The following is a 25,983-nucleotide window of genomic DNA, read 5'->3' as shown; positions in this document are numbered from 1 at the left end:
CACATGCTGCTGGAGCGCACCACCGAAACGTCCCTGGTCGAGGCGGCGCTGGCCGCCGCCGGTCGGGGCAGATCCTCCCTGATACTGGTCACCGGACCGCTCGGCATCGGGCGATCAGCCCTGCTGCAGTCCCTGCCCGCACTCGCCGAGGGCCACGACGACATCCGGGTGCTGCGTGCCAACGCGGCACCCATGGAACAGGACTTCGCCTTCGGAGTCGTGCGACAGCTCTTCGAAAGCCTGCTGTCCACCTCGCCCGAGGACACCGGTGCCCGCTGGATGGACGCCCACGCCTCCTTCGCCCGCCACGTCTTCGCGGACGACAGCGACTCACCCGGTGCGGACCAGGCCGCCGCGGCCAGCGAGGCGGTCCTGCACGGTCTGCTGTCCCTCCTGGCGAACGTCAGCGCCGACGGCAGGCTCCTCGTTCTCATCGACGACCTCCAGTGGTCCGACGTACCCTCCCTGCGCTGGCTGACCTACCTGGCCAAACGGCTGCACGGTCTGCGCGCCGTCGTCGTGTGCGCCCTGCGCGACGGAGACCCCCGCACCCACCACACCCTGGTACGGGAAGTGAGGGAAGCCGCCACCCAGTCCCTGCGGCCCGCTTCCCTCAGCCTCGAGGCCACCCGCGAGCTGGTCCACGAACGGTTCGGCGAGCCCGGTGACAACGTTTTCATCCAGGCCTGTCACGAGACCGCGGTCGGCAACCCCCTGTTCCTGATGTCCATCCTGCTCGGCATGGAACACGCCGGCTTGCGACCGCTCGCCGAACACGCCGACCAGGCACGGTCGCTGCGTCCCTCCCAGCTGCGGGAGCGACTCGCCAGCATCCTGCGGACCCAGGCCCAGCCGGTCCGTGACCTCGCGGCCGCCATCGCGGTACTCGGCGATCACGTCGACCCCGACAACGCCGCCGGTCTGGCGCGCCTCGACCCCGTCGGCTACACGGCCGCGCTGCGAACCCTCGTAGCCCTCGGGCTCGTCGCCGCGGACCGCGGGCCGCGCTTCATCCACCGTGTGGTGCGGGACGCCGCCGAGTCGACCCTGACCATGGTCCGGCGTGAACAGCTCCACGACGACGCCGCCGCCCTCCTGTACGCCTCCGGACGATCCGCCGAACAGGTTGCCGCCCAGCTCATGGCCGTCGTCACCCGTCATCAACCCTGGACCGTGGACGTCCTGCGGTCCGCCGCCGACACGGCCCTGCGCCGCGGAGCCCCGGACGCCGCGGCCCGTTACCTGCGTCGTGCCCTTCTCGACAGCGCCGCCCAGGGGCTTGACCGGGCCCGCCTGCTCGTCGAACTCGGCAGCGCCGAACGTGCCTTCGATCCCGTAGCCTGTGAACGGCACATCGCGCAGGCGACAGCCCTGCTGCCCGAGGCCCGCGACCGGGCCGCGGCGGTGCTGCGCATCTCACCCACACCCCTTGGGCCCGCTCCCTCCGGCGTCGTCGACCTGCTGCGCCAGGCCGCGGAAGGGCTCGGGCCGGCCACCGCACTCACCGGAACCGACCGGGACCTCGCCCTGCGTTTGGAAGCCCGGCTGCGCCACTGCGCCTACGAGGACCCCTACGAACTCGCCGACGCCACCGAACGGTTGCGGCAACTCGGCTCCGAGCCCCCGCTGGATACCGGAGGCGAGCGGGAACTGACGATCGCCCTGCTCGTCGCCGCCACCTTCGGCAGCAACCTGCCGGCCGCGGACGTGGCACGCTGTGCAGAACGCGTCCTGGACCGCGAGCCGGCGACCTCCGCCCGCGTCCAGTCGACCCTTCCCCTGGTGGTCATCACCATGATCGCCGCTGATTCCGTGGAGGCCCTCGACTCCTGGCTGGCCGTCGAGTACCGGGCCCTGGAACACCACACGACGCCGGCCGACGCGCTGGTGCACATCGAGCGGGCCCTGATCCACATCGGCCGCGGCCGGCTCGCACAGGCCCGCGAGCAGTCCGAAACCGCCCTCGGTATGACCGAGGCCGACCGGCACAGCCTCGGCACGGTCGCCACCCTCGCGCACGCGATGGTGGCGCTGGAGACCCGCGACCCTCTCCCGGCCCAACGTGTGCTGCGACGTGCCGAACACATCCGTCCGCAGGGCCTGACCGTCACCGCGATGCTGCGTCTGCTGGAGGCCGCCGGCGCCGTGACGACGGGCGATCTCACCGGAGCACTGGACTCCCTGCGATCCTGCGGGCGCCGCCTCGAGGCCGCCGGCTGGCAGAACCCGGTGCTGTTCCCCTGGCGTCCCTGGGCCATCGGTGTCCATCGTCGCCTCGGAGACCTCCGCGCGGCGCATGCCCTGGCCGAGGAGGAACACGCCAGGGCTCAGCAGTGGGGGGCGCCGGTGGGGGTGGGCCGCGCGCTGCGCCTGCTGGGCCGCCTGGAGGAGGGGGGCCGGGGAATCGCTCTGCTGCGTCAGGCGGTCGCCGTGCTGCGCGGCTCCGCCAACCAGCTGGAACTCGCCCGCGCCCTGCTCGCGCTCGCCGAACGGCTGGGCGGGGGAGTGGAGTCGGAGGCCCTGGCCCGCGAGGCCGCGACACTCGCCACCGCGTGCGGCGCACCGTGGCTCGCCGAACGAGCCGCCGTCGGCAGCGGGATCCCCGTGGGCGTCACCGCCTGCCCGGAGGCTGTGCTCACCCGCACCGAACGCAGGGTGGCCGCGTTCGCCTGCAGAGGTCTGACGAACCAGGAGATCGCCGAGGCCATGGGAGTCAGCTCCCGGGCCGTGGAGAAGCACCTCACCCATTCCTATCGGAAACTCGGGATCTCCGGCCGACGAGAACTGATCGCCCTGATTTCCGGCATGTGAATACCCTCCGATCCGAGGGAACGAGCCGTTCACGAACACTCCGAAACGGCCCGCGGAATTCAAGGACCGTGCCCGGGTGTTTCCGCGTGCGGGTCCTGGGATGTGGCTGTGGCACCGTCCCCGGGGCGCCCGCCCGACCGGGGCGGGCCCGGCCGCTCCCAGCGAGCCGAAATGCCTACCCGTCGTACTGGCCCCGTTCCTCAAGGTGCAGGCAGTGAGGGTTTCCGTCCGGTATGGGCAGTGCGCCCGTTCGAGGCGGCCATGGGTGCACCGAACCCCCGAGGACCGAACCCCTTCGGTGCGGGACCGTACCTACCGAAGGGGCGACCACAGTGTTGGCGGACCGCTCCCGATTTCACATTGACCGCGGACAGGCGTCTCCGTAATCTCCGAATCAATACCGCTCACGGCCACGGCCTTTCGGCGGGATCAGGCTTCCGCGCCGATCCGAAGACAGGCCGTGTTCTTTGTTTCCTTTTGAAGCACAACGCAGAAGGGCCTGAGTTCCTTGATGCTTTCCCCCCACGACCTCGTCATGGACCGTCCGCACACCGCCGACGGGACCGGAGGGCCGCTGGACATCGCGGCCTCTGCCACCGACCGGCCCCACACCTCCGTGGCGTGCCTGGACCCCACCCTGACCATCCAGCAGGCCAACCAGGAGTTCGGCCGTCGGTTCGGCAACCCCGTGGAGGACCTCTGCGGCCGGCCCTTCTGCGATCTGGTGCACCCCAGCGTTCAGCAGCCCCTGATGCGGCAGTTCTCGCGCATGCTGGAGGGCAAGCGGAACCGGTTCGCCACCGAGGTCATCACCCTGGGCCAGGACACCGCGCACACGCTTCCACTGACCGCGATGGCCGTGCGTGGCGGCCACCTCCCGGACGTCGCCGCGATCCTGGTGATGTTGCCCGCGGCTGACGGCGAGAGCGTGGACTCCGAGGTCGTGGTGCCTCGCAAGAAGCTTCTCAGCGAGGTCGACGCGCGCATCCTCGAAGGCATAGCCGCGGGTGTCTCCACCGTGCCACTTGCGTCCCGCCTCCATCTCAGCCGCCAGGGAGTGGAGTACCACGTGTCCGGTCTGCTCCGTAAGCTCAAGGTGCCCAACCGCGCCGCCCTGGTGTCCCGGTCCTACTCCATGGGCGTGCTCAAGGTCGGCACCTGGCCGCCGAAGGTCGTCGAGGACTTCATCAAATGAGTCACGTGTCCGCCGGCCGGAGCGCGCCGCTTCGAGGGGGCGGCGAGTGCTCCGACGGGGTGACGGAACTGAACGGCTCACCCGCCGGCCCAAAGGCTCTGCGGGCACTGGCCCTGACCAACTACGGCCACTTCACCACCATGGCGATCGAGGACGGCAGGGTCCGCGGGCTGGAGCTTCACCTCGAGCGACTGGACCGCGACTGCCGTCTCCTCTTCGACGTGCCCCTCGACATCGGACGGGTCCGCGCCTGGGCGCGCCGTGCGGCTCCGGCGACGGGCCGGTGCACCGTGCGGATCACCGTTTTCGATCCGCTCCTCGACCTCGCCAACATCTCCGAGGACGCGGTCCCGCAGGTCCTGGTGACAGCCAGGCCCGCGCCCACGGCCAGGGCGCAGCCACTGCGGGTGCGCTCCGCCGTCCACCTCCGGGACCTGCCCGAGGTGAAGGGCGTCGGTCTGTTCGGCGCTCTGCGGCTGCGGCGCGAGGCCCGGAGGTCCGGTTACGACGACGTGCTGTTCACGGACGGTGACTCGGCACTGCTGGAGGGCAGCACCTGGAACATCGGCGTCGTCCATGACGGCCGGGTGGTCTGGCCGGCAGGCCCGGCCCTCGCGGGCACCGCCCGCGAACTCCTGCGCCGCGCCGGGGCCGGGACGAGCGCCCGCGTCACTCTGCCCGAACTGGCCGAGTGCGATGCCGTGTTCGTCACCAATTGCACCCTCGGGGTCCATCCCGTCACCCGAGTGGACGGCCTCGTGTTCCCTGCCGGCCACCCCGCTGTGACCCGTCTCGCCGACCTTTACGCGTCACTCCCGGCCGACAGGCTGTAGTGCGCACGGACCCGGACCGGGTGGCGCGGTGGACGGCGACGCTTCGCGCCCGGCCAGGCTCACCCCCTCCCACCCGTTGACAGGTCCATACCAGGGCGGCACGCTGAGAGCGCTCTCACCCCCCACCCCGCATCGGCCGCAGTCGAACGGAGACGGAGCATGCTGCGCACACTCAGACACCGGACCCTGACCGTGGTATCGACCATCGTCATGCTGCTCGGCGGCTCACTGCTCGCCACGGCAGCGCCCTCAGCCGCCCACGCCGCTGTCCCGGACACCGTCCCCCTGCAGATCACCAACAACTCGGGCCGTGGCGAGCAGGTGTACGTCTACAACCTCGGCACCCAGCTGTCGACCGGCCGACAGGGCTGGGCCGACGCGAACGGCACGTTCCACCCCTGGCCCGCGGGCGGCAACCCGCCCACCCCCGCGCCCGACGCGTCGATACCGGGCCCGGCGGCCGGACAGTCCACGACCATCCGCATGCCGAAGTTCTCCGGCCGCATCTACTTCTCGTACGGCCAGAAGCTGGTGTTCAAGCTGACCACCGGCGGCCTGGTGCAGCCCGCCGTGCAGAACCCGACGGACCCCAACCGCAACATCCTGTTCAACTGGTCGGAGTACACCCTCAACGACTCGGGCCTGTGGCTCAACAGCACGCAGGTCGACATGTTCTCCACGCCCTACTCGGTCGGAGTGCAGCGCGCCGACGGCAGCACGGCGAGCACCGGCCGGCTCAGGTCAGGTGGCTACAACGCGGTCTTCAACGCACTCAGAGGACAGTCCGGAGGCTGGGCCGATCTGATCCAGACCCGCTCCGACGGAACCGTGCTGCGCGCACTGTCCCCGCTGTACGGAGTGGAAACGGGCGCCCTGCCGGCGTCGGTCATGGACGACTACGTCAACCGCGTCTGGCAGAAGTACACCGCCTCGACCCTGACGGTCACGCCCTTCGCCCACCAGCCCGACGTCAAGTACCACGGACGGGTCTTCGGTGACGCCATGAACTTCACCAACAGCGCGGGCGCCGTCGTCACCAGCTTCCAGAAGCCGGACGCCTCCTCCATCTTCGGCTGCCACAGACGGCTCGACGCTCCGAACGACCAGGTACGCGGCCCCATTTCACGCACTCTGTGCGCCGGATTCCACCGCTCCACGCTCCTGACCAACCCCAACCAGCCCGACTCCGGTGCGGCAGGCTTCTACCAGGACGCCGTCACCAACCACTACGCCCGCGCCATCCACGCGCAGATGGCCGACGGGAAGGCCTACGCCTTCGCCTTCGACGACGTGGGCAACCACGAGTCGCTCGTCCACGACGGCGACCCGCGTCGGGCCCACATCACCCTGGACCGCTTCAGCTGATCGCTCCTCCGCGGTGGACACCGTGCCGGTGGCGGCGTGCGGGCCGAGCGCCGCCACCGGCACGGTGACGGACGCGACGCGGCGAGGCCCGTGATCGCCGTGACCGGCGGGCCCCATAAGGTGCCTCCATGTCTGCCACGTTGAACGCGGGGAAAACCCGCGCCGCGCTGCGCACGTCCGCGCGCATTTCCGGTGAACTGCTGCTGGTCCTGGTGGCCGTCGCGGTGGTTCTGTGGGTTCTGGGCCGGATGTGGCCGATTGTCTGGCCCCTGATAGTCGGTCTGCTCCTCACCACGCTCACCTGGCCCCCGGCCCGCTTCCTGCGTCGACGCGGCCTCGCCCCGGCGCTTGCCGCGTCACTGGTCACCGTGCTGTTCCTGCTGGTGGCCACGGGCACGGTCGCGCTGATCGCGGTGCCCGTGACATCGCAGTCCGGAGAGCTGACCGACGGAGTGGTGGAAGGCATCCAGCGGCTGCGCGAGTGGGCCGCCGGGCCGCCGCTGAACATCGGTGAGGAGCGCATCGCCGGTGCCTTCGACACCGCGACCGCCCGCGTCCAGGACAGCGCCGGAACCATCGTCTCCACGGTCGCCACAGGAGTGAGCACCGTCTTCAACGGTGTGGTCACCGCCGTGCTGGGGCTCTTCCTGATGTTCTTCTTCCTCAAGGACGGCCCGCGCTTCCTGCCGTGGCTCAGCCGGCAGCTCCCCGGCCGGCTCGCCACCGACGTCCCGGTCGTGGCCGCGCGGTGCTGGGACACCCTGGGATCGTTCGTCCGGTCCCAGGCGCTCGTCGGCCTCATCGACGCCGTGCTCATCGGCCTGGGCCTGTGGATCCTGGGCGTACCTCTGGTGCTTCCGCTGGCGGTGCTGACCTTCGTGTCCGCTTTCGTACCCATCATCGGCGCCCTGTTCGCCGGTCTGGTGGCGGTGCTGATCGCGCTCGTGTCCAACGGACTGATGGACGCGCTGATCGTACTGGCCATCATCGTCGGGGTGCAGCAACTCGAGGGCAACGTGTTCCAGCCCATGATCCAGAGCCGCGGTCTCGGACTGCACGCGGCGGTCGTCCTGCTGGCGGTGACGCTGGGCGGAAGTCTGGTCGGCATCGTCGGCAGCCTGCTCGCCGTACCGGTCGCCGCGCTGATCGCGGTCGTCTGGAACTATCTGCGCGAGCAGCTCTCGGACCCGCCGCAGGAACCGCTGACCGGCGGCTCACACTCCTGACCGGCACGCCGGAACGCCGCACCCTCCAGACCGCACCGACAGGAAGCTCCACGTGACGTACGACCTCACCGCCCTGCGCGCCCAGGTTCCGGCGCTGGCCACCGGCACCGCCCACTTCGACGGCCCCGGCGGCACCCAGATGCCGCTGCCCGTCATCGAGGCGATCAGCGCCGCGCTGTCCAAGCCCCTCTCGATCCGGGGCGACGGTCTGCCCGGCGAGCGCAACGCCGAGACCGTCGTCGTCGAGACACGCCGCGCCATGGCCGATCTCCTGGGCGCCGACCCGGCGGGCATCGTCTTCGGCCGCAGCGCCACCCAGCTCACCTACGACTTCTCCCGCACCCTCGCCGGAACCTGGTCACCGGGCGACGAGGTGGTCGTCACGCGGCTGGACCACGACGCCAACATCCGGCCCTGGGTACAGGCGGCCGAGCGGGCCGGCTGCACCGTTCGCTGGGCGGACTTCGACCCGGCCACCGGTGAACTGACCGGCGACGACATCCGGGCCGTGCTCAGTGAACGCACCCGGCTGGTGGCGGTCACCGGAGCCTCGAACCTCCTCGGCACGATCCCCCCGATCGGCGGGATCGCGCGGATCGTGCACGAGGCGGGAGCCCTGCTGTTCGTCGACGGAGTGCACTACGCCGCCCACGCCCTCGTCGACGTCGAGGCACTCGGCGCGGACTTCTTCGTCTGCTCCCCGTACAAGTTCCTCGGCCCTCACCACGGCGTCCTGGCCGCCCGGCCCGAACTCCTCGAAACGCTGCGCCCCGACAAGCTGCTGCCCTCCACGGACGTGGTTCCCGAGCGCTTCGAACTCGGCACGCTGCCCTACGAGTTCCTCGCGGGCACCCGTGCGGCGGTCGACTTCCTGGCCGGACTGGCCGCGCACCGGACCGGCAGCCGCCGCGAACGGCTCGGCTCGGCGTTCGAGATGATCGAGGAACACGAGGGCATGATGCGCGACCGGCTCGAGAAAGGACTGGCGGCCCTCGAGCGGGTCACCGTCCGGTCCCGCGCGGCCCGGCGCACCCCGACCCTGCTCGTCACCCTCGACGGCCACCGCACCGTGGACGCCTACCGCTTCCTGGCCGACCGCGGCGTCCACGCCCCCTCCGGCAGTTTCTACGCGCTGGAGGCATCCCGCCGCCTCGGCCTCGGAGACACCGGTGGACTCCGTATCGGGCTGGCCCCCTACACCGACAGCGAGGACGTCGACCGGCTCCTGTCGGGCCTGTCGGCCTTCCTGGAGCGGAAGGTGTGAAGGACGGGCCGGGCGAGCCGTGGCAGCGTGGAGCGCTCGGCCCGAGGGGATTGGGAAGCCGCGGCCGGCGGGACAACAACAGGACGCGGCGGCCGGTGTATGTGAGCAGCCACGGGCCGAGGGGTGACGGCCGTGTGGCGACCGGCAGGGCCACCTGCTCCCACCAGCAGCCCTGAGGCGGGACCAACTGCCGGGGGAAGGCATTCCGCGTCCGGCCCGGTCAGCAAGGCGGCAGGCTGTGATGCCCGGTCGCCCGAGTCGGGAAGACGGGTCCAATGGTCCTGCGGGGCGCCGGACCTGCCCGGGAAGGACACCGCACTGCCGAGGTTCTACGGGGACAGCCGGCTACCGGCGAGCACGCTGTCGATCCTGATCCTGATCCTGATCCTGATCCGGGTCCGGGTCCGGGTCCGGGTCGGGGTCCGGCCGCCGGACGACGTGCCCGGTCCCACCGGCACCGGCATCAGCGATGGAAGGCCGAGCGGAGGCGGGGCCGGCCGTGGGCGCGGCCAGTGTGCCCGGCCCGAAGCTCACCGATCCGGTGGCGGTGATCCCCGCCGTGGTGCCGGCGAAGGCCCACACGGCACCGGACCCGCCGTTCTCGTCGCCGGGGACACCGGCGACGAGAACGGCGTAACCGTCTCCGGTGACATCACCGGCCGCCACGTCGGTGCCGAAGCGGTCACCGCTCTCACCCGTACCCGGGACACCGGGGGAGTCCTGGCCGATGAGCATGGCCCTCGCCTCGAGACCGTCCGCCGCGCCCCGCACCACACCCAGCAGGCCGCCGCCGCCCGCCGTGCCGCGTCCGAAGACCACGTCCTGGCGGCCGTCACCGTCGACGTCGCCCAGCGCGATGCTGTCCGCGGACACGGTGTCCGCGGGGGCGATCGACGTCCTGCCACCAGGCCACTCCCCGTGCCCCTGAGCAGTTGCAGGCCCGCCGGAGCGCGAGACGGCGCACGCGCACACTCCGTGGTTCGCTGTGCGTCGAGCGCCGCCCGCCGGATCGGCAGGTCCCGACATCGGGCGATCCGACGGCGGGCAGCATCGCCGTATGTCTGCTGACGCGATCTCCGCTCCCGGCGTACAGGTGTGCTCCCTCAAGACCGAAACGCACCAGCTGGTCCAACCCGGCAGCACGTACCGAATAGTGAGGTTTCCGTTCGGTGCGGCGGAACCGACCGACCGGTTCGGGATGCACCAGGCAGTTCAGCCCGACGGGTACGTGGTGAGCAACTGGGCGACGGACGACCGCAGTGGGCTGGTCTGGCCGTCCAAAGCGGGCTGGGGCCATCTGCACGCCATGATCCAGTGGGAGGCGGCCGGTCCCTCCGGTGGCTACACCGAGTTGCGCGACCAGTTCGTGCGGGACCCGCTCGGCCTGACCACGAACCCCAACGACACAACGGCGACCGAGCACCGCACCCCGACACCGGGCGGCCAGTACTACGTCAAGAACCACGGCATCTTCGTCGAGCCCGGCACACCCCTGGCGCTGCGCGTCACGCACAACGACGCCGCCCCGCGCCTGGTGACGCTCGCCGAGTTCAAACTCGTGATTCACGAGGCGGCCCCGTAGCCGGACGCGCGCAGACGTATGCCGCAAGCGCCTCGTGTCCGCAGCGGCAGTACGCCGGCGGGGGACAGGTCTCCATCCGCGGCGCACGTCTGTTTCCCGCACCACCGCCCGCGGACAGCGCACTCGGCGCGACAGGGCCCGACCGGCCGACACCGGCGAACGCCGGCGGGAACCCCCGTTCCACGCTCTGTAGGACGACGGTGTGGAAGCCGCTCAGCGCTACAGCCCCGACCCGGCACGGCCGGCCAGTGCTCACTCTCACCTCGAAGCCCCGCACCCCTGGACCGCAAGGGTCCCAGGGTGCGGGTCAACCTCGGTCGCGTCGGATGTCGGAGGGCGCCGGGGGAGAGGTGTCCGCTCGTCCGGCTGCGGTGTCCCGGCCCCGTTCCACAGCAGCGCAGCCCCCGGGTGTCAGGCGGCTTGGGTGAGTTCGGCGCGGCCGAACAGCAGGGCGTAGCCGGTGGGAAGCCGGTCGAGGATACGGTCGAGGAGCTTCTTGTCGGTGAGCTGGGCGAGGAGGCGCAGGACGGTGCCGATGCCCCAGCGGGTGGTGGCTGGTGTGCCGCCGGTGCGGGAGGAGAGGTCCTCGACGAAGCCCCAGCCGGTGAGGGGCTGGGTGGCGGGGCGTCTGTGACGTGGGGATGCCGGCGGCTTCGTGGGGCGGTTCGGCCGCCAGTGCCATGAGCTCGTCGCCCGTCAGGTGCCGCCCGAGGGGGGCCGGCACGGCGCGCACGGCCTGCTCGGCCCGTGCGCGGGTGGGGTATGCGCCCTCGTAGCGCACTTCTTCCAGCATCTGCTCGTAGGCCGTACTGACGGTGGGCCGGCACGGCTCCTGCTGGGGGATCATCGGCGACGCGGTTGCCCTTCTCGTAGGGGGTGGTGGGGGAGGCGGTGACCTGGGCTCTTTCGCCGGTCACCGATGTCGCCCGGTCGGGGGAGGGGATGTCGCTGCCTTCGGCCCTACGCGCCGGGGACGGAGCACGGGGGCGGCCGCACAGCAGGCCGTCTTCCCCGTGCTCCGCGGGGCCGGGAGGGGGCAGCCGCTGATCTCCTTGTGGGCGGAGCCGCCGATGACGATCCTGCGTGGCTTGGCGCGCTCGGCGATCGGGATACGCAGGGTCAGCACCCCCGCGTCGTAGTCCGCCTTGATGTGCTCGGTGTCCAGGGTGTCGGCCGGCACGACCTGGTGGGAGAAGGCTCCCAGGGGCCGCTCGGGGAGCTCCATCTGGACGTCGTCCGCCTTGGTGACGGGCCGCCGCTCGGCCTTGACGGTCAGCATGTTCCGTTCGGCGTCGATCTCCAGCCGCCAGGCCGCCGAACGCCGCTACCTGCGTGTACGCCCCGGAAACCCGGGGTCCACGGGCGAGCAGCGGGCGCGGGCCACCCGCGACCGCCGCGCCGCCGACCGCACCGTCACCGCATGGGCCCGCGCCAACGCCGCGGACCTGCGCCGGCTCGCCGGCCGGATCACCGCGCTCACCGATCTCCCCGCCGCCGCCCGCACTCCTGTCGCCGAACTCACCGCAGCCCCCGCCGAGAACGACGCCGGCGCCCTCGTCGGCCCCCTGAGGGTGACGCACGCGCATCTGGTGTCCGGCCATCCCGACCTCGCGGCGCGCGTCGACGACGTCGCCCGCCACACCGACCGGCTCCGCCGGCACAGCGGCGACCAGCGCCAAGGGGCCCAAGGACCACCGGCGCGCTGAGGGCGGCCGGTGGCAGCCTGCCCCGAGGGCCGTGTGACACCACGTCCCGTCCGGACCGATCGGACGTGACCGGGCGCGCGTCCTCCGCGCCACGACTCCCCACCTCGCCGTGGCGCGGGTCGCCGCGGATCACGTGGAGCCGCCCCTCCTGGTGGAGACGGGCGACCGCAGCCGCCCGTGCCTGCGGGAACGGGGCCGTCGGGGCGGAACCCGCTGCAAGGCGTTCGGCCGTCCGCCTCCGTCCGCCTCCGTCCGTCTCCGTCCGGCTGGCCGGCGTGCGGCACTCATCAGCCATGGGTGGTGCAGAGCGGCCTCGGCCCGGTCGTCGGTGCGGGGAGGGGCAACCGGATCGGACGTGGTGCAAAGGTCCCATGCCGGACGTCCTCGTCCCGGCGCCGCCTACCCGCCCACCCGCTGCCCGGGCTCCGGGTGAGCAGCGGGCCGGACGCCGGTTTCCCCGCGGCCCACGAGACCCGACAGGGACAGGGCACCCGGCCCGAAGAACACGAGGAGCAGGAATCCCCAGCAGAAGAGCGCAGGGGCGAGACCGCCGTTCTGCAGCGGGAACAGGCCGTCCTTCTGGTGCTCGGTGAAGTAGGCGAACGCCATGATGCCCGAGCTGATGAAGGCCGCGCTGCGCGTCGTGACTCCGAGGAGGACGAGGACACCACATGCCAGCTCGATCACCCCGGCGTACCAGAACGGCCAGTCACCCACAGGGCCGGCCGTCCGGCCCAGCACCCCGAAGACCGTAGCGGCGCCCTCGCTGGTGAACAGGACGCCCAGGACCATGCGGAACAGGCCCAGTACGTAGGGCTGGCGGGTGGTCAGCCAGTCGCTGAGGCGTGCGGTGCTCATTGGGCGCTCCTTGGAGATGTCGCTGCGTGCCGGGTGCTTCGGGCCTTGCGGATTCCGGGTGTGTCCTCCCGTTCTCCCTTACGCTTGCGCGGCGTGACTGGTTCAGGTCACCAGTGGCGCGAGCTGCCGCATCGTGAGGTTGGTCCGGTGGTGGAGGGCCACCAGCAGCACCCGGTCCGCCGGCGGCAGGCACCACGGCCGACCCCACCAGGCCCGTTCCCACCCCGATCACGCACGGCCTTCAGCAGCCGATCGAACTGCCGCATCCGCAGCCCGGTCGATGTTTCCACCCACAACGCCTCAGACCGCAACAGCCCACCGATACAAGAGAAATACCCGCCGCACAGCCTTCTGCGGCACTAGAACACCGACAGCCCCGTGAGCGTCGCGAAGCGGTCCAGGGCCGCCACTCCCGACACCGAGTTGCCCCGCTCGTCCAGGCCGGGCCCCCATACGCAGAGCGTGCAGTGGCCGGGGACGACGGCGATGATGCCGCCGCCGACGCCGCTCTTGCCGGGCAGGCCCACGCGGTAGGCGAAGTCGCCCGCGGCGTCGTACGTTCCACAGGTGAGCATGATCGCGTTGACCTGTTTGGCCTGACTCCGGGTCAGCAGACGGGTGCCGTCGGCGCGGATGCCGTGCCGGGCGAGGAAGCCGGTGGCCAGGGCGAGGTCGGCGCAGGATGCCTCGATGGAGCACTGGCGGAAGTACTGGTCGAGGAGGACCGGGACCGGGTTCCCGATGTTCCCGTACGACGCCATGAAGTGGCCGAGCGCGGCGTTGCGGTCGCCATGGGCGGACTCGGAGGCGGCGACGTCTTTGTCGATGGCGAGCTCCGCGTTGTCGCTCTCCGCGCGCAGGAACTCCAGGAGGGTGCCCGCCGCGTCACCGGTCTGGGTGTGGAGGCGGTCGGTGACGACGAGTGCGCCGGCGTTGATGAACGGATTGCGCGGGATGCCGTTCTCGTACTCCAGCTGCACCAGCGAGTTGAAGGGGTTGCCGGAGGGCTCGCGGCCGACGTGTTCCCACAGCGTGTTCCCTTCGCGGGCCAGGTCGAGGGCGAGGGTGAAGACCTTGGAGATGGACTGCGTGGAGAACGGCTGCCGCCAGTCCCCGACTCCGTACACCGTGCCGTCCAGCTCCGCGACGGCCATGCCGAACCGGTGCGGGTCGCATGCCGCGAGCGCCGGGATGTAGTCGGCGGGCCGACCACGTTCGGACGTGCTCTCGATCTCGGCGGCGATGCGGTGCAGAAGTGGCTGGAAAGTGTGGGACGAGGTCATGATCGCCATTGTGCCGCCGGATCCTCCGGGGTGCGTCATGGGGTGGAGCTGAGCTGGGTGGGCGGGGACGCGGGTGGTTCGTGGCTGGTCGCAGCGTACGAACCGGCTGGAGCCACCCCGTTCTCCCGGGTGCGCGGGGAGCTGCGCGACAAGCCCCCACCGGCCCGCACCCGCCCGTGCTCAGCCGGTCTGGGACCCCGCCAAAACCTCCGGACGGAGCAACGCGGCCAGCCTGTCGGCCGGCAGCAAGCCCCTTTCCAGGACGAGTTCGGCGACGCCGCGCCCCGTGGCGAGGGCTTCCTTGGCGATGTCGGTGGCCGCCGAGTAGCCGATGTGGGGGTTGAGCGCGGTGACGAGGCCGATGGAGTTCTCGACGGCCGCGCGCAGCACGTCCGTGTTGGCCGTGATCCCGGCGACGCACCGCTCGGCGAGCGTCAGGCAGGCGGCGCGCAGGTGCGTGATGCTCTCGGAGAGGGAGTGCAGGATGATCGGCTCGAAGGCGTTCAGCTGGAGCTGGCCGGCCTCCGCCGCCATGGTGATCGTGACGTCGTTGCCGATCACCTCGAAGGCGACCTGGTTGACGACCTCGGGGACCACCGGGTTCACCTTGCCCGGCATGATGCTCGAACCGGCCTGCACCGGCGGCAGGTTGATCTCGTTCAGGCCCGCCCGCGGCCCGGAGGACAGGAGGCGCAGGTCGTTGCAGCTCTTGGAGAGCTTCACCGCGATGCGCTTCAGCACGCCGGACATCTGGACGAAAGCCCCGCAGTCCTGGGTGGCTTCGACGAGATCGGCGGCTGTGACCAGCGGGAGACCTGTGATGTCCGCGAGGTGGCGGCGTGCGGCCTCGGCGTATCCGGTGGGTGCGTTGAGCCCGGTACCGATCGCCGTCGCGCCCAGGTTGATCTCGTGGATCAGTTCGACGGCCTCGGCGAGCCGGCTGCGGTCCTCGCCCAGCATCACCGCGTACGTCGAGAACTCCTGCCCGAGCGTCATCGGCACGGCGTCCTGCAGTTGCGTACGCCCCATCTTCAGCACGTCGCGGAACTCCAGCGCCTTGGCCGCGAAGGCGTCCTGCAGCACGGACATCGCCTTGAGCAGGCCGTGTACCGCGAAGACCGTGGCGACCTTGACTGCGGTCGGGTAGACGTCGTTGGTCGACTGCCCGAGGTTGACGTCCTCGTTCGGGTGCAGGAACTCGTACGCGCCCTTCGAGTGGCCGAGCAACTCCAACGCCCGGTTCGCGACGACCTCGTTGGCGTTCATGTTCGTCGAGGTCCCGGCCCCGCCCTGGATGACGTCGACGACGAACTGGTCGTGCAGCTTCCCGGCACGGATCTCGCGGCAGGCCTCGACGACGGCCGCCGCCTTGCGGGGCTCCAGCAGGCCGAGTTCCTCGTTGGCGCGGGCGGCGGCTTCCTTGACGGCGGCGAGCGCGTCGATCAGGTGCGGGTACGAGGAGATCGGCGTTCCCGTGATGGGGAAGTTCTCCTTGGCGCGCAGGGAGTGGATACCCCAGTACGCCTCGGCGGGGACGTCTCGGTGGCCGAGGAGGTCGTGCTCACTGCGGACGGTCATGCCGGTGCGGGTCTTCCTTCTGAACGGGTGGGTCGGGGGAGGCGGAGGCAGTGAATCAGGCGTGCGTTCCGCAGGGCGACGGAGGCGTCGTCAGAGGCTCGAGCGCCCGCGCCGGGCGGATGCTTCCGACCACCGCACCGCCCCCGAACAGCGGCGCACCGGCGAACTCGGCGAGTGCGGCCGGGCCGACGCCACAGCGTGCGAGCGCCGCCGCGGTCACCGGTACGCGCCCGGTCCCCGCCGTCCGCGATCTTCACGGCGACGGTTCGGCCGTCCGGGAGCGCCGCGATCTGGACCCCTTCGAAACAGTCCCTGACGAGGAGTCCCGGCACGGCCCGCATCGGCGCGGCGACATCGCGGCCGGAGCCCGACACCATTTCGGCGTGCTCGCGCATCGCGTCGGCCACCCGGGCTTCGGGGGTGCAGGGCGGGGCCGTAGTGATCCCGGCGGCGGCGCGTGCGAGTCCGTGCAGCGGGACGGAGAAGAGTGGAGCGCCGCAGCCGTCGACCGTGACCTGGGCGATGGTCTGACCGGTCAGGTCCTCGACGGTCTCCGCGATCGCCTGCTGGAGAGGGTGCGCGGGGTCGAGGTAGTCGTCGAGCGTCCAGCCGTTGAGTCGTGCTGTGTAGAGCATCGCGGCGTGTTTGCCCGAGCAGTTCTGCGCGAGCCTCGACGGCAGTCGGCCCGCACGGATCCAGTCCTCGCGGACGACCGGGTCGAACGGCAGGTCCGTGACGTTGCGCAGATCGTTCTCGGAGAGCGCGGCGAGCTCCAGGATCCGCCGGGTGCCGGCGAGATGCCGTTCCTCGCCGGAGTGGCTGGCGGCGGTCAGCGCGAGCAGGTCTCCGTCGAGCGGCAGCCCGGCCCGCAACAGCGCCACGGCCTGCACGGGCTTGAGCGCCGAGCGCGGGTGGAAGGCCGCCTCCATGCCACCGATCTGCAGCTCCACACTCCCGCCCGCGGCGAGCACGACGACCGAACCGTAGTGGATGCCTTCGATGACATCGCCGCGTATGAGACGGGCGGCGGGCGCGTGCAGCGGTTCTCGGACGGAGGGTGCCTCGGCGAGTGAACCGTTGTACGCGGTATGCGTGTTGGTGATCATGCCCCGCCTCGGGCTTCCGTACGGCCGCGACCCGGCCGCGTACGCCGTACCAACCGGTGATCAGGCCTGCCGCGACCAGCGGCAGGCACGGCGCTGTCGTACGCCCCGCTCCGCCGTCGGCGTACATCAGGACCAGCACGGCGTATCTGCTCTTCGAGGGACCGCTCGCTCACGCCCGGGGTCCTCCACCGTCCGTGGGGGTGTCCGCGCCGTCGGTGCGTTCGGGGCGCACGATCGCGGTGAGGGTCGTCTCGACGCGGTCGAGGTGGTGGGCCATGGCCTCGGTCGCGTCGCGCTCGCTGCCGTCGATGAGCGCCTCGACGATGGCGCGGTGCTCACGGTTGGACTGCTCGCGGCGGCCGCCGAGTTCGTTGAGGAACGCCGACTGCCGGGCCAGCGCGTCCCGGATCTCCTCGATCACCCGGCGGAAGACCGGGTTCTGGGCGGACTGCGCGACGGCGAGGTGGAAGAGCGTGTCCATGGCCACCCACGCGGTGGTGTCGGTCTCCCGTTCCATCCGGTCGAGGAGGTGGGCCAGCCGGTCGAGGTCTTCGGGCGTGCGGCGCGCGGCGGCGTAGCCCGCGACGGGGATCTCGACGTGACGCCGGACCTCCAGCAGGTCGCTGGCCGCGTAGTCGCCGAAGGTGGGGTCCTCGACCGGACCGCTCGAGACGACGAACGTGCCCTTGCCCGTCCGGGAGACGGTCAGCCCCATCGTCTGCAGGGCCCGAAGAGCCTCCCGCAGTACGGGCCGGCTGACTTCGAGACGGCGGCAGAGCTCCGCCTCGGAGGGCAGTTTGTCCCCCACGGCGTAGTCACCGCGCTCGATGGCACTCCGCAGATGACCGAGCACCGCTTCCATCGCGCTGACGCGCCGCGGCACCGAGCCACCTGTCTGGCTGTCTGACAGGTTCACGGAAGCGATCCTGAGGGAATGGGAGACGGCTGTCAAGAAGGGGCAGTCGGCCCCCGCTCCCCGGACGGCCGGAGCGCCCCGGCGTCCGGTCGCCCGAACGGCAGCCCGACCGCGATCCGGTAGAACACGAACGCGCTGAAGGAGTGCTTGGCCGCGAACTTCGGCAGCCGGACGATCGAGGCATACGCGTCCCGGAAGACCTGTACCTCCCCGGCCTGCGGGCCCGTTCGACGGTGGCTGCCGCGGTGCTTCGACACCCGCCGCCTCTCGAGGACCAGAGCACATGCCCACTTGCCCGCGACGCCTTCATCGGCGTCGCGGGCAAGCAGCCTCGCGGCATCCGCGAGAGGTACGCCGGGCGGTGTGCAGGTGACCCGGTAAGCGCGGTGAGCATGTCGGCAGCGGTAGTTCGCGCCCCGGATCACCGCGGTGGCACCCGCCGCCGTCGGCGCGTTCGTGGTGAGCCGGCACGATCGGTGCGAGTGTGGCCGGCGTCGGCACTCGCTGGAGATCCGATGGGTCCAGTACATAGGCATATGGAACTGTTCCGTCTCGGCCACCGTGGGACCTCCCGCTCTGTTCCGGACGCCGACCGGAACGACCACGCGGCCGAGGTCGTGCAGCGGCGCCGCGCCGCGCGACTGCGTCAGCGCCTTCTCGTCGAGTCCTGCGACGCACCAGGCGCCCACCGCCAGGCCGGCGGCATGTTCGCTCTGCCCCGGCAACCGCCGGTTCCTCAGGGCCACGAGTCGGCCCAGCACCGCCGACAGCTGTGGCGCGGACCCGAACGGTACGGCAACGTGCGGCTGCGGTTCCGCTTCCAGTACGGCGACGCGGGTGTCCGGCGAGGTCCTCGAGGCCGGCGACATGGTGATCGCCCTGAGCCGCCACCGGGCTGCCGACGGGGCCACCGGCCTTGCCGCGACAGCGCGATTCGCCCACATCTGGCGGCTCCGTCACGGCGCAACCGATGAGAACGTTCGCCCTCGGAGCCACCGGCGATCCTGTGCGAAGGCCCAGGTCTCGGCATGGGCGTACCTCGGCCCGTGGCCTGGGCGCCGGAGGCCCCGCCTGTCCCACGGCAGAGAGCGACGGTTTCCGGGGCGCCGCGAGCGACGACCGGATCACTCACTCCCGCGGACCCGGCCGCCGCGAAGCCCGGCGGATCTCGTCGGCCGCGATGTGAACCGCGTGGGGCTGCTGCGCGTTCCGTCGGCCGCCAATGAGCGAGTGAGAGTGCAAGGTCAGGTTTTCACTAATTTGGGTGTTACTGGGTGGAGTGCGTTGCTCTCTGCCGGGTCGGCGTGACCATGATGCTGGGCGACGGGCCGGGGCCGAACGGCCGAGGACGGACCGCGGTAGTGCGTCAGTGGAATGGGGTGACAAGTCCCAGGGCTTCGCCCGGACCGCTGAAACGGGCACGACCGGTGCCGGTAAGCAGGCCCAGGGCGGACGTTCTGGGCAGGAGCGAAACGCGGGGGAAGAGCACTGTGCACCTGACTCCACATGAACAAGAACGCTTGATGATTCACGTGGCGGCGGATGTAGCCGAGAAGCGGCGGGCCCGGGGGGTGCGGCTGAATTACCCCGAGTCGATGGCGCTGTTGATCGTGCACGTCCTCGAGGGGGCCCGGGACGGAAGGACCGTTGCTGAGCTCATGTCGTCCGGGCGGAAGGTGCTGTCACGGGAGGAGGTCATGGACGGTGTCCCCGAGATGATCGAGAACGTACAGGTGGAGGCCACGTTCCCCGACGGCACGAAGCTGGTCACCCTCCACGACCCCTTCCCGGAGGCGGCCGACGGCGAGATGGGGACCGTCTGTCCGGGAAAGGTGGACTATTCCACGCGCCGGGAGGACCAGGTAGTGGTCTTCAACGAAGAGCGCGAGGTCACGGAGCTGACGGTCAAGAACCCGACCGACCGTCCTGTCCAGGTCGGTTCGCACTACCACTTCGCCGAGGCCAACGCCGGGCTGGAGTTCGACCGTAAAAGGGCGTGGGGCAAGCGTCTGCACGTCCCGGCCGGCAGTTCCGTACGGTTCGAGCCCGGCATCTCCGAAGAGGTCGAACTCGTCCCCATCGAGGGTGAGCGCGTGGTCCACGGTCTGCGCGGCAGGACGAAGGGTCTACCCGAAAAGATCGAAGGCTCGCTCGACAACACGCAGGGTTCGTTCGACGACAAGGAGCGGGTGTGACCTCCAGGACCGAGTGCCCCGACTGTTCCTGCTGCCAGCAGCCTCCGAAGCCTTCTGATCCGCTGTCCCGCCCCGCGTACGCGGACCGGTTCGGCCCGACGACCCGCGACCGGATCCGGCTTGCCGACACGGCGCTGCAGATCAGGATCGAGGACGACTGGTCGGGCGGCCCCGGACGCAGCGGCAACGAGATGGTGTTCGGCGGCGGCAAGGTGATCCGTGAGTCGATGGGACAGTCCGTCGCGCCGCGCGACCCGGGCAGAAGTAGTGAGTCCGCCGGCGACCCCGCCGTCGAGCCGCCCGACACGGTCATCACCGGCGCTGTCGTGCTGGACCACTGGGGCATCGTCAAAGCCGATGTCGCCATCCGGGACGGCGACATCGTCGCCCTCGGCAAGGCGTACAACCCGGAGACGATGGATCCCCTGCACGAGGAAGCCGGTCCTCACAACGACACCGGCCCCAAGCCCACCGACTTCGCCATCGGCCCGGACACCGAGGTCATCGCGGGCAAGGGCAGGATTCTCACCGCCGGGGGCATTGACACGCACGTCCACTTCATCTGCCCCGATCAGGTCAAAGAGGCACTGGCCGCAGGTGTCACCACGCTCATCGGTGGCGGGACGGGACCCGCAGAGGGCAGCACGGCCACCACCGTGACCCCCGGTTCCTGGCACATCGCCCGCACCTTCGAAGCGCTGGACGCCTTCCCGGTCAACATCGGACTGCTGGGCAAGGGCGCCACCATGTCCGAGAAGTCCATGTACGACCAGGTGGACGCAGGCGTCATCGGCTTCAAGATCCACGAAGACTGGGGTGCCACCCCGGCCGTCATCGGAAAGTGCCTTCAGGTCTGCGAGAAGACCGGTGTGCAGCTCGCACTGCATGCCGACTCCCTGAACGAGGCAGGCTTCGTCAAGGACACCATCGACGCCATCGGCGGCTGCTCCATCCATGTCTTCCACGTCGAGGGCGCCGGCGGCGGACATGCCCCGGACATGATCAAGATGGTGAGTGAGCCGAACGTCCTTCCCGCCTCCACCAACCCCACCCGGCCGCTGACCGTCAACACGGTCAAGGAGCACTTCGACATGGTGATGGTCTGCCATCACCTCAACCCGAAGGTCGAGGAGGACCTGGCCTTCGCGGACTCCCGGATCCGGCCCTCCACGATGGCAGCCGAGGACACCCTGCACGATCTGGGCGCCATCTCCATCATGTCCTCGGACGCCCAGGCCATGGGCCGCATCGGTGAAATGATCATGCGCACCTGGCAGACCGCGCACGTCATGAAGGTACGCCGCGGCTTCCTGCAGGAGGACCTGCCGCAGGACAGGAAGACCAAGAACACGACCCCGGAGGATGATCCGCTGCCGGCCGACAACCGGCGTGCTCGCCGGTACGTGGCGAAGTACACGATCAACCCGGCCATCGCCCAGGGCATCGACGCCGTCGTCGGGTCGGTGGAGACCGGCAAGCTGGCCGACTTGGTGCTGTGGGAACCGAAGTTCTTCGGAGTCAAACCACACACCGTCATCAAGGGCGGACAGATCGCCTACGCGCAGGTGGGCGACGCCAACGCCTCCATCCCCACTCCGCAGCCGGTCCTGCCCCGCCCCATGTGGGGAGCGACGGGCCAGGCCCCCGGCTCCGTCTCCTTCAACTTCGTCACCGAGCGGGCCGTCAAGAACGGCCTGGCCAAGAAGCACAAGCTGAACAAACAGTTCAGGGCCATCACCAGCACGCGCGGCGTCTTCAAAAAGCACATGAGGGAAAACGACGCCACCCCCGACGTCACGATCGACCCCGACACCTACGAAGTCGTCATCGGGGGCGCGAAGGTCACGGACGTGACGACCTTCGTCGACGACCGGATCGTCGACCGCGCCTACGCTTCCGAACTGCCGATGGCACAGCGTTACTTCCTCTTCTGAGACTTCCAAGAAGCATGCCGGCGACGTGCAAGGCGAACTGCGAAGAGCTGGAACGAAAGGTGACCCGCACCAGATGAAGCGCGCCGCGCTGTTCGTCCTGGCCGACGGTCGGTTCCCCGCCGGAGGCCACGCGCACTCCGGCGGGGCCGAAGCGTCCGTGACCGCAGGCCTCATCAAGGACGCAGCCTCGCTGGAGAACTTCTGCCGGGGACGGCTGCACACCACGGGCCTGGTCACAGCGGCACTGGCCGCCGCAGCCGCCGCCGGGCACGATCCGCTGAAACTCGACGACGCCGCCGACGCCCGCACGCCAGTGCAGGCCCTGCGGAACACCGCACGCAAACTCGGCCGGCAGATGATGCGGGCCGCCCGCGCCACCTGGCCGTCGGCCGAACTCGACCACCTGGCCACGCACCGGCCGCACGGTGCACACCAGCCGGTGGTCCTGGGCCTGGCCGTCCGGTCGGCAGGCCTGACCCCGCTGGACGCCGCCTATGCAGCGGCCTACGAAACGATCAGCGGGCCGGCCACGGCGACCGTCCGGCTGCTGAGCCTGGACCCGTTCGACGCCACCGCTGTCCTCGCCCACTTGTCCGACGACCTCGACCGCGCCGCCGCCGCAGCCGCCGCCGCGGCCCGGCACATCCCCGAGCACGGGCTCGACGTGCTGCCCGCCGCCTCCGCACCGCTGCTCGACATCACCGCGCAGCAGCACGCCGACTGGCCTGTACGCCTGTTCGCCTCCTGACCACTGCACCCACGAGACCCACGCAGGAAACCGCATGCACCTCGGCCATGACCTCGACGAGAAATTCCCCCACCGGCACACCTACAGCGCCGCCGAACCGCGACGCCCCAACGGCACACGGCGCGCCCTGCGGATCGGTCTGGGCGGGCCGGTCGGATCGGGGAAGACCGCCACCGTCGCCGCCCTGTGCCGGACCCTACGGGACCAGCTTTCCATCGCCGTGGTCACCAACGACATCTATACCCGCGAGGACGCCGACTTTCTGCTGCGCGAAGCCGTCCTGCCACCCGAGCGCATCAGAGCCGTCGAAACCGGTGCCTGCCCGCACACCGCCATCCGCGACGACATCTCCGCCAACCTGGAGGCCCTCGAAGACCTGGAGAACGAGATCGATCCCCTCGACCTGGTCCTGTTGGAGTCCGGCGGCGACAATCTCACCGCGACGTTCTCCAAGGGTCTCGTCGACGCGCAGATCTTTGTCATCGACGTGGCGGGCGGCGACGACATTCCGCGCAAGGGCGGCCCCGGAGTGACCACCGCCGATCTCCTCGTCGTCAACAAGACCGACCTCGCACCGTACGTGGGCTCCGACCTGGAGAGCATGGCCCGCGATGCCAAGACGCAGCGCGGTGAGCTTCCGGTCGCCTTCACCTCCCTCAGAAGCGAAGGCGGCGTGGAGCCGGTGGCCGACTGGATTCGCCCACTCCTCACAGCATGGACGGCAGGTCCGGCATGACCCTTGCGACCCGGCCCGCCGTGCCGGCAGCCACAGGCGTACAGGCGACCGCACGCATCACGGCAGCCACCAGCGGCACCACCACCGGTCTGCCGGTCCTCGAGGGTGACGGCCCCTTCGAACTACGGCGCCTGCGTTCACGAGGAACCGAGGCACGTGTGTGCGTCGTCGGCGCCATGAGCGCCCCTCTCGGCGGCGACCGGCTGCGCATCGAAGCCATCGCGCGACCGGGCGCGGTTCTGCACGTCACCTCCGCCGCCGCGACCCTCGCGTTGCAAGGATGCACGGCCGAACACGCCACCTATGACGTGCAACTGACCGTGGAAGAACACGCAGAACTCCACTGGCTGCCGAAACCCCTGATCAGCACCGCCGGCAGCAATCTACGGCAGACCTGGACCGTCCACCTCGCCCCCACAGCGCGACTCGTCCTGCGCGAAGAGCAGATCCTTGGACGCACAGGAGAACCACCAGGTCAGGTCACAACACGCCTCATCGTCCGACACGGTGGACGCACCCTGCTCAACCAGGAAGCCAACTACGGTCCAGGCACACCGGCCTGGGACGGCCCAGCCGTACTCGCCCACCACCGAGCGATCGGGCAAATCCTCACCGTCGATCCCGCTTACCAGAGCAAGCCCTCAAAGGTGAGACATTTCGCCGGCCCTTCGCAAGACGGCCAGGCAGTACTGACACCCCTTGTCGGACCGGCCACCCTGGTCACCGCCATTGCCCCGGACGGCCTCCGCCTGCGCCACCTCCTCGACACAGCGCAGACCGCCTCCCGCAACCCTGCCGCCACAGGCACAGCCCCGTAGAACGGCGGCCCGCCTCGGACCGGCCGCGGTGCAGGCGCCGGCCGGGTCCCCGCGTGGGCGGACTTCCGCGACCTGGCCGGGGCACAGCGGCGAACCGCCAGGTTGCGCACGCAAGTCGGTGAGCAGCCCGCCATGGACGGATCCCCCTACGAACGCCGTCCCGTAGGGGCACCAAACGGGCCTGCACGTCTTCCACGGCATGGTCACCGCAGCAGTGATCCGCCTATGGCTCCGCCCGTAATCGGCTTCAGCCGCGGTGCCTTCACCGCCCGCAGCCTCGCGGGGCTGGTACGCAACAGCGGAATCCTGCGCCGGTACCACGCCGACCGGATCCTGGAGGCCTGGGCCCTGTACCGCGACCGGATCGAGCGACCGAACGGCGCGGCCGCCACGTTGTTCCGCCGCTCGTACGCGCGCGAGACGGAGATCGGATTCATCGGGGTGTGGGACACGGTCGGCGCCCTGGGTATCCCGGTTCCGGACACAACATGGCTGCAGCCGGCGGGGAACCGGTTCAATCACCGCTGGGCGTTCCACAACACCGAATTGAGCAGCTGGATCAAGGCGGCCTTCCACGCACTGGCCGCCGATGAGCAGCGCTCAGCGTTCCGGCCAACGCTGTGGCATCAGAACCCCGGCTCCGCCGCGCAGGGCCAGGAGCTGAAGCAGGTGTGGTTCGCCGGGGTTCACTGCGATGTCGGTGGCGGCTACAAGGAGACGGGACTGTCCGACATCGCCCTGCTGTGGATGGTCGACCAAGCCCGCAGACACGGTCTGGAGTTCGACGCCGATGCGCTGAGCACGGACGGGCCACGGGTGATGCAGCCTCGGGAAAGCATCGACTTCCGCGTACGGCCGGACGGTTCGGGAGTTCTCCACGTCTCACGGGCGGGCATGTACCGACTGGCCAAGCCGCTGCACCGGCCGCTCGGAGAGGCGGTGAACGGCGGCGGCGAGCCCGACGGCAACGAGTTCCTGGCGGTGCCTGCCAAGGAGCGCTACGACCGGAACACAAGCTACCGGCCGCCGGAGCTGGAGCGCTATCTGGCCAGGCAGGAGCGGGTCAGGCTGGAGCCCGTCCTGCTGCCGGGCCTCTCCGCGGGCCTGCCGCCCATGCCACCGGCTGCGTCTGGTACGGGAGCGGCGGCCGACGCGCACGACGGACTCGACCGCGCCACGTGACGCCGCGGCCCGGACCAGGGTGGTCTGGCCCGGCAGGCGCCATGGCGCTCGGGTCGTATGCGGAACGGTTGTCGGCCGTACCAGGGCAGCGGCGCATATCCCTTTGCGCAGCGATCTTCGGCGTGGTTGGCTCGCGCCCATGACCTGGCTGCCGCATGACTTCGTCCATCCCCTCCACGTCGACATACCCGACGGCGGAGGCCACCGGCTGCGCCCGATCAGCAGTGCGGACGCGCCGCTGGACTACCCGGCGGTGATGGGTTCGCGGGAGCGGCTGTGGTCGGTCTTCGGCCCCGCGTGGGGCTGGCCGCCGGCCACGATGTCGTACGAGGCGAACCTCACCGATCTGCAGCGGCACGCCGCGGAGATCGAGGCCCACGAATCGTTCAACTACACGATCGAGAGCGTGGACCGCACTGCTCTGCGCGGATGCGTCTACATCGACCCGCCGGAGAAGCAGGGGGCCGACGCCGAGATTTCATGGTGGGTGGTGGACGACGAGGTGGGCGGTGCGCTCGAGCGGGCGCTGGACACGTTCGTGCCGCGCTGGATCGCCGAGGACTGGCCCTTCGAGCGGCCGCGCTTCATCGGCCGGGACGTGACCTGGGACGAGTGGATGAAGTTGCCGGATCATCCGTGAGCAGGAC

At 70.5% G+C, this 25,983-nt stretch carries 20 protein-coding genes and 5 pseudogenes; 15 read left to right on the top strand and 10 right to left on the bottom strand.

Going from position 1 to position 25,983, the window contains the following annotated elements; genetic code table 11:
- The first annotated feature begins 3 nt into the window (after positions 1-3).
- The 6 genes from ACWZEH_RS00890 (at position 4) to ACWZEH_RS00865 (ending at position 8,694) form a co-directional block, all read left to right on the top strand.
- Entirely contained in the window at positions 4-2,811 is a 2,808-nt protein-coding gene (locus ACWZEH_RS00890; protein ID WP_456195027.1) for a helix-turn-helix transcriptional regulator, read from the top strand.
- Between the two features lie 508 nt (positions 2,812-3,319).
- Positions 3,320-4,006 carry a PAS domain-containing protein gene (locus ACWZEH_RS00885; protein ID WP_456195026.1) on the top strand — a complete coding sequence of 229 codons (687 nt, stop codon included), beginning with the start codon at positions 3,320-3,322 and terminating at the stop codon, positions 4,004-4,006.
- Positions 4,003-4,839, top strand: coding sequence for an aminotransferase class IV (locus tag ACWZEH_RS00880; RefSeq protein ID WP_456195025.1), 837 nt, complete (start codon positions 4,003-4,005; stop codon positions 4,837-4,839). Before ACWZEH_RS00885 ends, ACWZEH_RS00880 begins: the two co-directional genes overlap by 4 nt.
- A gap of 159 nt (positions 4,840-4,998) precedes the next feature.
- Positions 4,999-6,204 (top strand): glycoside hydrolase family 64 protein, encoded by a 1,206-nt coding sequence (locus tag ACWZEH_RS00875; RefSeq protein ID WP_456195024.1) that lies wholly within the window; start codon positions 4,999-5,001, stop codon positions 6,202-6,204.
- A 128-nt stretch (positions 6,205-6,332) separates the two neighbouring features.
- Positions 6,333-7,430 (top strand): AI-2E family transporter, encoded by a 1,098-nt coding sequence (locus ACWZEH_RS00870; RefSeq protein WP_456195023.1) that lies wholly within the window; start codon positions 6,333-6,335, stop codon positions 7,428-7,430.
- Between the two features lie 52 nt (positions 7,431-7,482).
- Positions 7,483-8,694, top strand: a complete 1,212-nt coding sequence (locus tag ACWZEH_RS00865; RefSeq protein ID WP_456195022.1) for a cysteine desulfurase-like protein — start codon at positions 7,483-7,485, stop codon at positions 8,692-8,694.
- Between the two features lie 345 nt (positions 8,695-9,039).
- Here the strand turns inward: ACWZEH_RS00865 and ACWZEH_RS00860 are convergent, their stop codons facing one another.
- On the bottom strand, positions 9,040-9,567 hold the full coding sequence (locus ACWZEH_RS00860) for an FG-GAP repeat protein (RefSeq protein WP_456195021.1): 528 nt from the start codon (positions 9,565-9,567) through the stop codon (positions 9,040-9,042).
- A gap of 184 nt (positions 9,568-9,751) precedes the next feature.
- Here ACWZEH_RS00860 and ACWZEH_RS00855 point away from each other — a divergent pair, with 184 nt between their 5' ends.
- Positions 9,752-10,276 carry a hypothetical protein gene (locus ACWZEH_RS00855; RefSeq protein ID WP_456195020.1) on the top strand — a complete coding sequence of 175 codons (525 nt, stop codon included), beginning with the start codon at positions 9,752-9,754 and terminating at the stop codon, positions 10,274-10,276.
- A gap of 411 nt (positions 10,277-10,687) precedes the next feature.
- On the opposite strand, the pseudogene ACWZEH_RS00850 reads toward ACWZEH_RS00855, so the two are convergent.
- Positions 10,688-11,123: pseudogene (locus ACWZEH_RS00850) on the bottom strand (DUF2267 domain-containing protein).
- 192 nt (positions 11,124-11,315) lie between these two features.
- Positions 11,316-11,579, bottom strand: a pseudogene (locus tag ACWZEH_RS00845) (Hsp20/alpha crystallin family protein); the annotation flags it as partial.
- Here ACWZEH_RS00845 and ACWZEH_RS00840 point away from each other — a divergent pair.
- A pseudogene (locus ACWZEH_RS00840) lies at positions 11,572-11,982 on the top strand (type III effector protein); the annotation flags it as partial. The pseudogenes ACWZEH_RS00845 and ACWZEH_RS00840 overlap by 8 nt on opposite strands.
- 399 nt (positions 11,983-12,381) lie before the next feature.
- Here the strand turns inward: ACWZEH_RS00840 and ACWZEH_RS00835 are convergent.
- The 7 genes and pseudogenes from ACWZEH_RS00835 to ACWZEH_RS00805 all read right to left on the bottom strand — a co-directional run bounded on the left by ACWZEH_RS00835 (position 12,382) and on the right by ACWZEH_RS00805 (position 18,592).
- Positions 12,382-12,840, bottom strand: coding sequence for a DoxX family protein (locus tag ACWZEH_RS00835; RefSeq protein WP_456195019.1), 459 nt, complete (start codon positions 12,838-12,840; stop codon positions 12,382-12,384).
- 111 nt (positions 12,841-12,951) lie between these two features.
- Positions 12,952-13,163, bottom strand: a pseudogene (locus ACWZEH_RS00830) (IS5/IS1182 family transposase); the annotation flags it as partial.
- 36 nt (positions 13,164-13,199) lie between these two features.
- A complete protein-coding gene (locus ACWZEH_RS00825) occupies positions 13,200-14,132 on the bottom strand; it encodes a glutaminase (RefSeq protein ID WP_456195018.1) in 933 nt (310 codons plus the stop codon).
- A 171-nt stretch (positions 14,133-14,303) separates the two neighbouring features.
- Entirely contained in the window at positions 14,304-15,701 is a 1,398-nt protein-coding gene (aspA, locus tag ACWZEH_RS00820) for an aspartate ammonia-lyase (RefSeq protein WP_456195017.1), read from the bottom strand.
- Positions 15,702-15,756: 55 nt separating this feature from the next.
- Positions 15,757-16,807, bottom strand: a pseudogene (locus tag ACWZEH_RS00815) (asparaginase).
- A gap of 169 nt (positions 16,808-16,976) precedes the next feature.
- Positions 16,977-17,669, bottom strand: a complete 693-nt coding sequence (locus ACWZEH_RS00810; RefSeq protein WP_456199991.1) for a FadR/GntR family transcriptional regulator — start codon at positions 17,667-17,669, stop codon at positions 16,977-16,979.
- Between the two features lie 86 nt (positions 17,670-17,755).
- On the bottom strand, positions 17,756-18,592 hold the full coding sequence (locus ACWZEH_RS00805; RefSeq protein WP_456195016.1) for a hypothetical protein: 837 nt from the start codon (positions 18,590-18,592) through the stop codon (positions 17,756-17,758).
- Positions 18,593-19,246: 654 nt separating this feature from the next.
- On the opposite strand from ACWZEH_RS00805, the gene ACWZEH_RS00800 reads away from it, so the two are divergent.
- The 7 genes from ACWZEH_RS00800 (at position 19,247) to ACWZEH_RS00770 (ending at position 25,976) form a co-directional block, all read left to right on the top strand.
- Positions 19,247-19,918: an urease subunit gamma gene (locus ACWZEH_RS00800; protein WP_456195015.1), complete on the top strand. Its 672-nt coding sequence runs from the start codon at positions 19,247-19,249 to the stop codon at positions 19,916-19,918.
- Positions 19,919-19,980: 62 nt separating this feature from the next.
- Positions 19,981-21,852 (top strand): urease subunit alpha, encoded by a 1,872-nt coding sequence (locus ACWZEH_RS00795; RefSeq protein ID WP_456199989.1) that lies wholly within the window; start codon positions 19,981-19,983, stop codon positions 21,850-21,852.
- Between the two features lie 73 nt (positions 21,853-21,925).
- Positions 21,926-22,600, top strand: a complete 675-nt coding sequence (locus ACWZEH_RS00790) for an urease accessory protein UreF (protein WP_456195014.1) — start codon at positions 21,926-21,928, stop codon at positions 22,598-22,600.
- Between the two features lie 34 nt (positions 22,601-22,634).
- Complete coding sequence (gene ureG, locus ACWZEH_RS00785) at positions 22,635-23,336, top strand: urease accessory protein UreG (RefSeq protein WP_456195013.1); 702 nt, start codon at positions 22,635-22,637, stop codon at positions 23,334-23,336.
- A 158-nt stretch (positions 23,337-23,494) separates the two neighbouring features.
- Positions 23,495-24,154 carry an urease accessory protein UreD gene (locus ACWZEH_RS00780; RefSeq protein WP_456195012.1) on the top strand — a complete coding sequence of 220 codons (660 nt, stop codon included), beginning with the start codon at positions 23,495-23,497 and terminating at the stop codon, positions 24,152-24,154.
- Positions 24,155-24,379: 225 nt separating this feature from the next.
- Positions 24,380-25,336: a phospholipase effector Tle1 domain-containing protein gene (locus ACWZEH_RS00775; RefSeq protein ID WP_456195011.1), complete on the top strand. Its 957-nt coding sequence runs from the start codon at positions 24,380-24,382 to the stop codon at positions 25,334-25,336.
- Between the two features lie 139 nt (positions 25,337-25,475).
- Positions 25,476-25,976, top strand: coding sequence for an N-acetyltransferase (locus tag ACWZEH_RS00770; RefSeq protein ID WP_456195010.1), 501 nt, complete (start codon positions 25,476-25,478; stop codon positions 25,974-25,976).
- Positions 25,977-25,983: the final 7 nt, after the last annotated feature.

This window comes from Streptomyces yamdrokensis (genome assembly GCF_053890455.1).
This window is presented reverse-complemented; position numbering and strand designations above follow the sequence as displayed.

Bases quoted from the DNA above. Each gene is read 5' to 3' on its own strand.
- ACWZEH_RS00890 (WP_456195027.1), top strand. From the start codon at position 4: ATGCTGCTGGAGCGCACCACCGAAACGTCCCTGGTCGAGGCGGCGCTG.
- ACWZEH_RS00880 (WP_456195025.1), top strand. From the start codon at position 4,003: ATGAGTCACGTGTCCGCCGGCCGGAGCGCGCCGCTTCGAGGGGGCGGC.
- ACWZEH_RS00875 (WP_456195024.1), top strand. From the start codon at position 4,999: ATGCTGCGCACACTCAGACACCGGACCCTGACCGTGGTATCGACCATC.
- ACWZEH_RS00870 (WP_456195023.1), top strand. From the start codon at position 6,333: ATGTCTGCCACGTTGAACGCGGGGAAAACCCGCGCCGCGCTGCGCACG.
- ACWZEH_RS00855 (WP_456195020.1), top strand. From the start codon at position 9,752: ATGTCTGCTGACGCGATCTCCGCTCCCGGCGTACAGGTGTGCTCCCTC.
- ACWZEH_RS00835 (WP_456195019.1), bottom strand. From the start codon at position 12,840: ATGAGCACCGCACGCCTCAGCGACTGGCTGACCACCCGCCAGCCCTAC.
- ACWZEH_RS00825 (WP_456195018.1), bottom strand. From the start codon at position 14,132: ATGGCGATCATGACCTCGTCCCACACTTTCCAGCCACTTCTGCACCGC.
- aspA (WP_456195017.1), bottom strand. From the start codon at position 15,701: ATGACCGTCCGCAGTGAGCACGACCTCCTCGGCCACCGAGACGTCCCC.
- ACWZEH_RS00810 (WP_456199991.1), bottom strand. From the start codon at position 17,669: ATGGAAGCGGTGCTCGGTCATCTGCGGAGTGCCATCGAGCGCGGTGAC.
- ACWZEH_RS00805 (WP_456195016.1), bottom strand. From the start codon at position 18,592: ATGTCGCCGGCCTCGAGGACCTCGCCGGACACCCGCGTCGCCGTACTG.
- ACWZEH_RS00800 (WP_456195015.1), top strand. From the start codon at position 19,247: ATGATTCACGTGGCGGCGGATGTAGCCGAGAAGCGGCGGGCCCGGGGG.
- ACWZEH_RS00790 (WP_456195014.1), top strand. From the start codon at position 21,926: ATGAAGCGCGCCGCGCTGTTCGTCCTGGCCGACGGTCGGTTCCCCGCC.
- ureG (WP_456195013.1), top strand. From the start codon at position 22,635: ATGCACCTCGGCCATGACCTCGACGAGAAATTCCCCCACCGGCACACC.
- ACWZEH_RS00775 (WP_456195011.1), top strand. From the start codon at position 24,380: ATGGCTCCGCCCGTAATCGGCTTCAGCCGCGGTGCCTTCACCGCCCGC.
- ACWZEH_RS00770 (WP_456195010.1), top strand. From the start codon at position 25,476: ATGACCTGGCTGCCGCATGACTTCGTCCATCCCCTCCACGTCGACATA.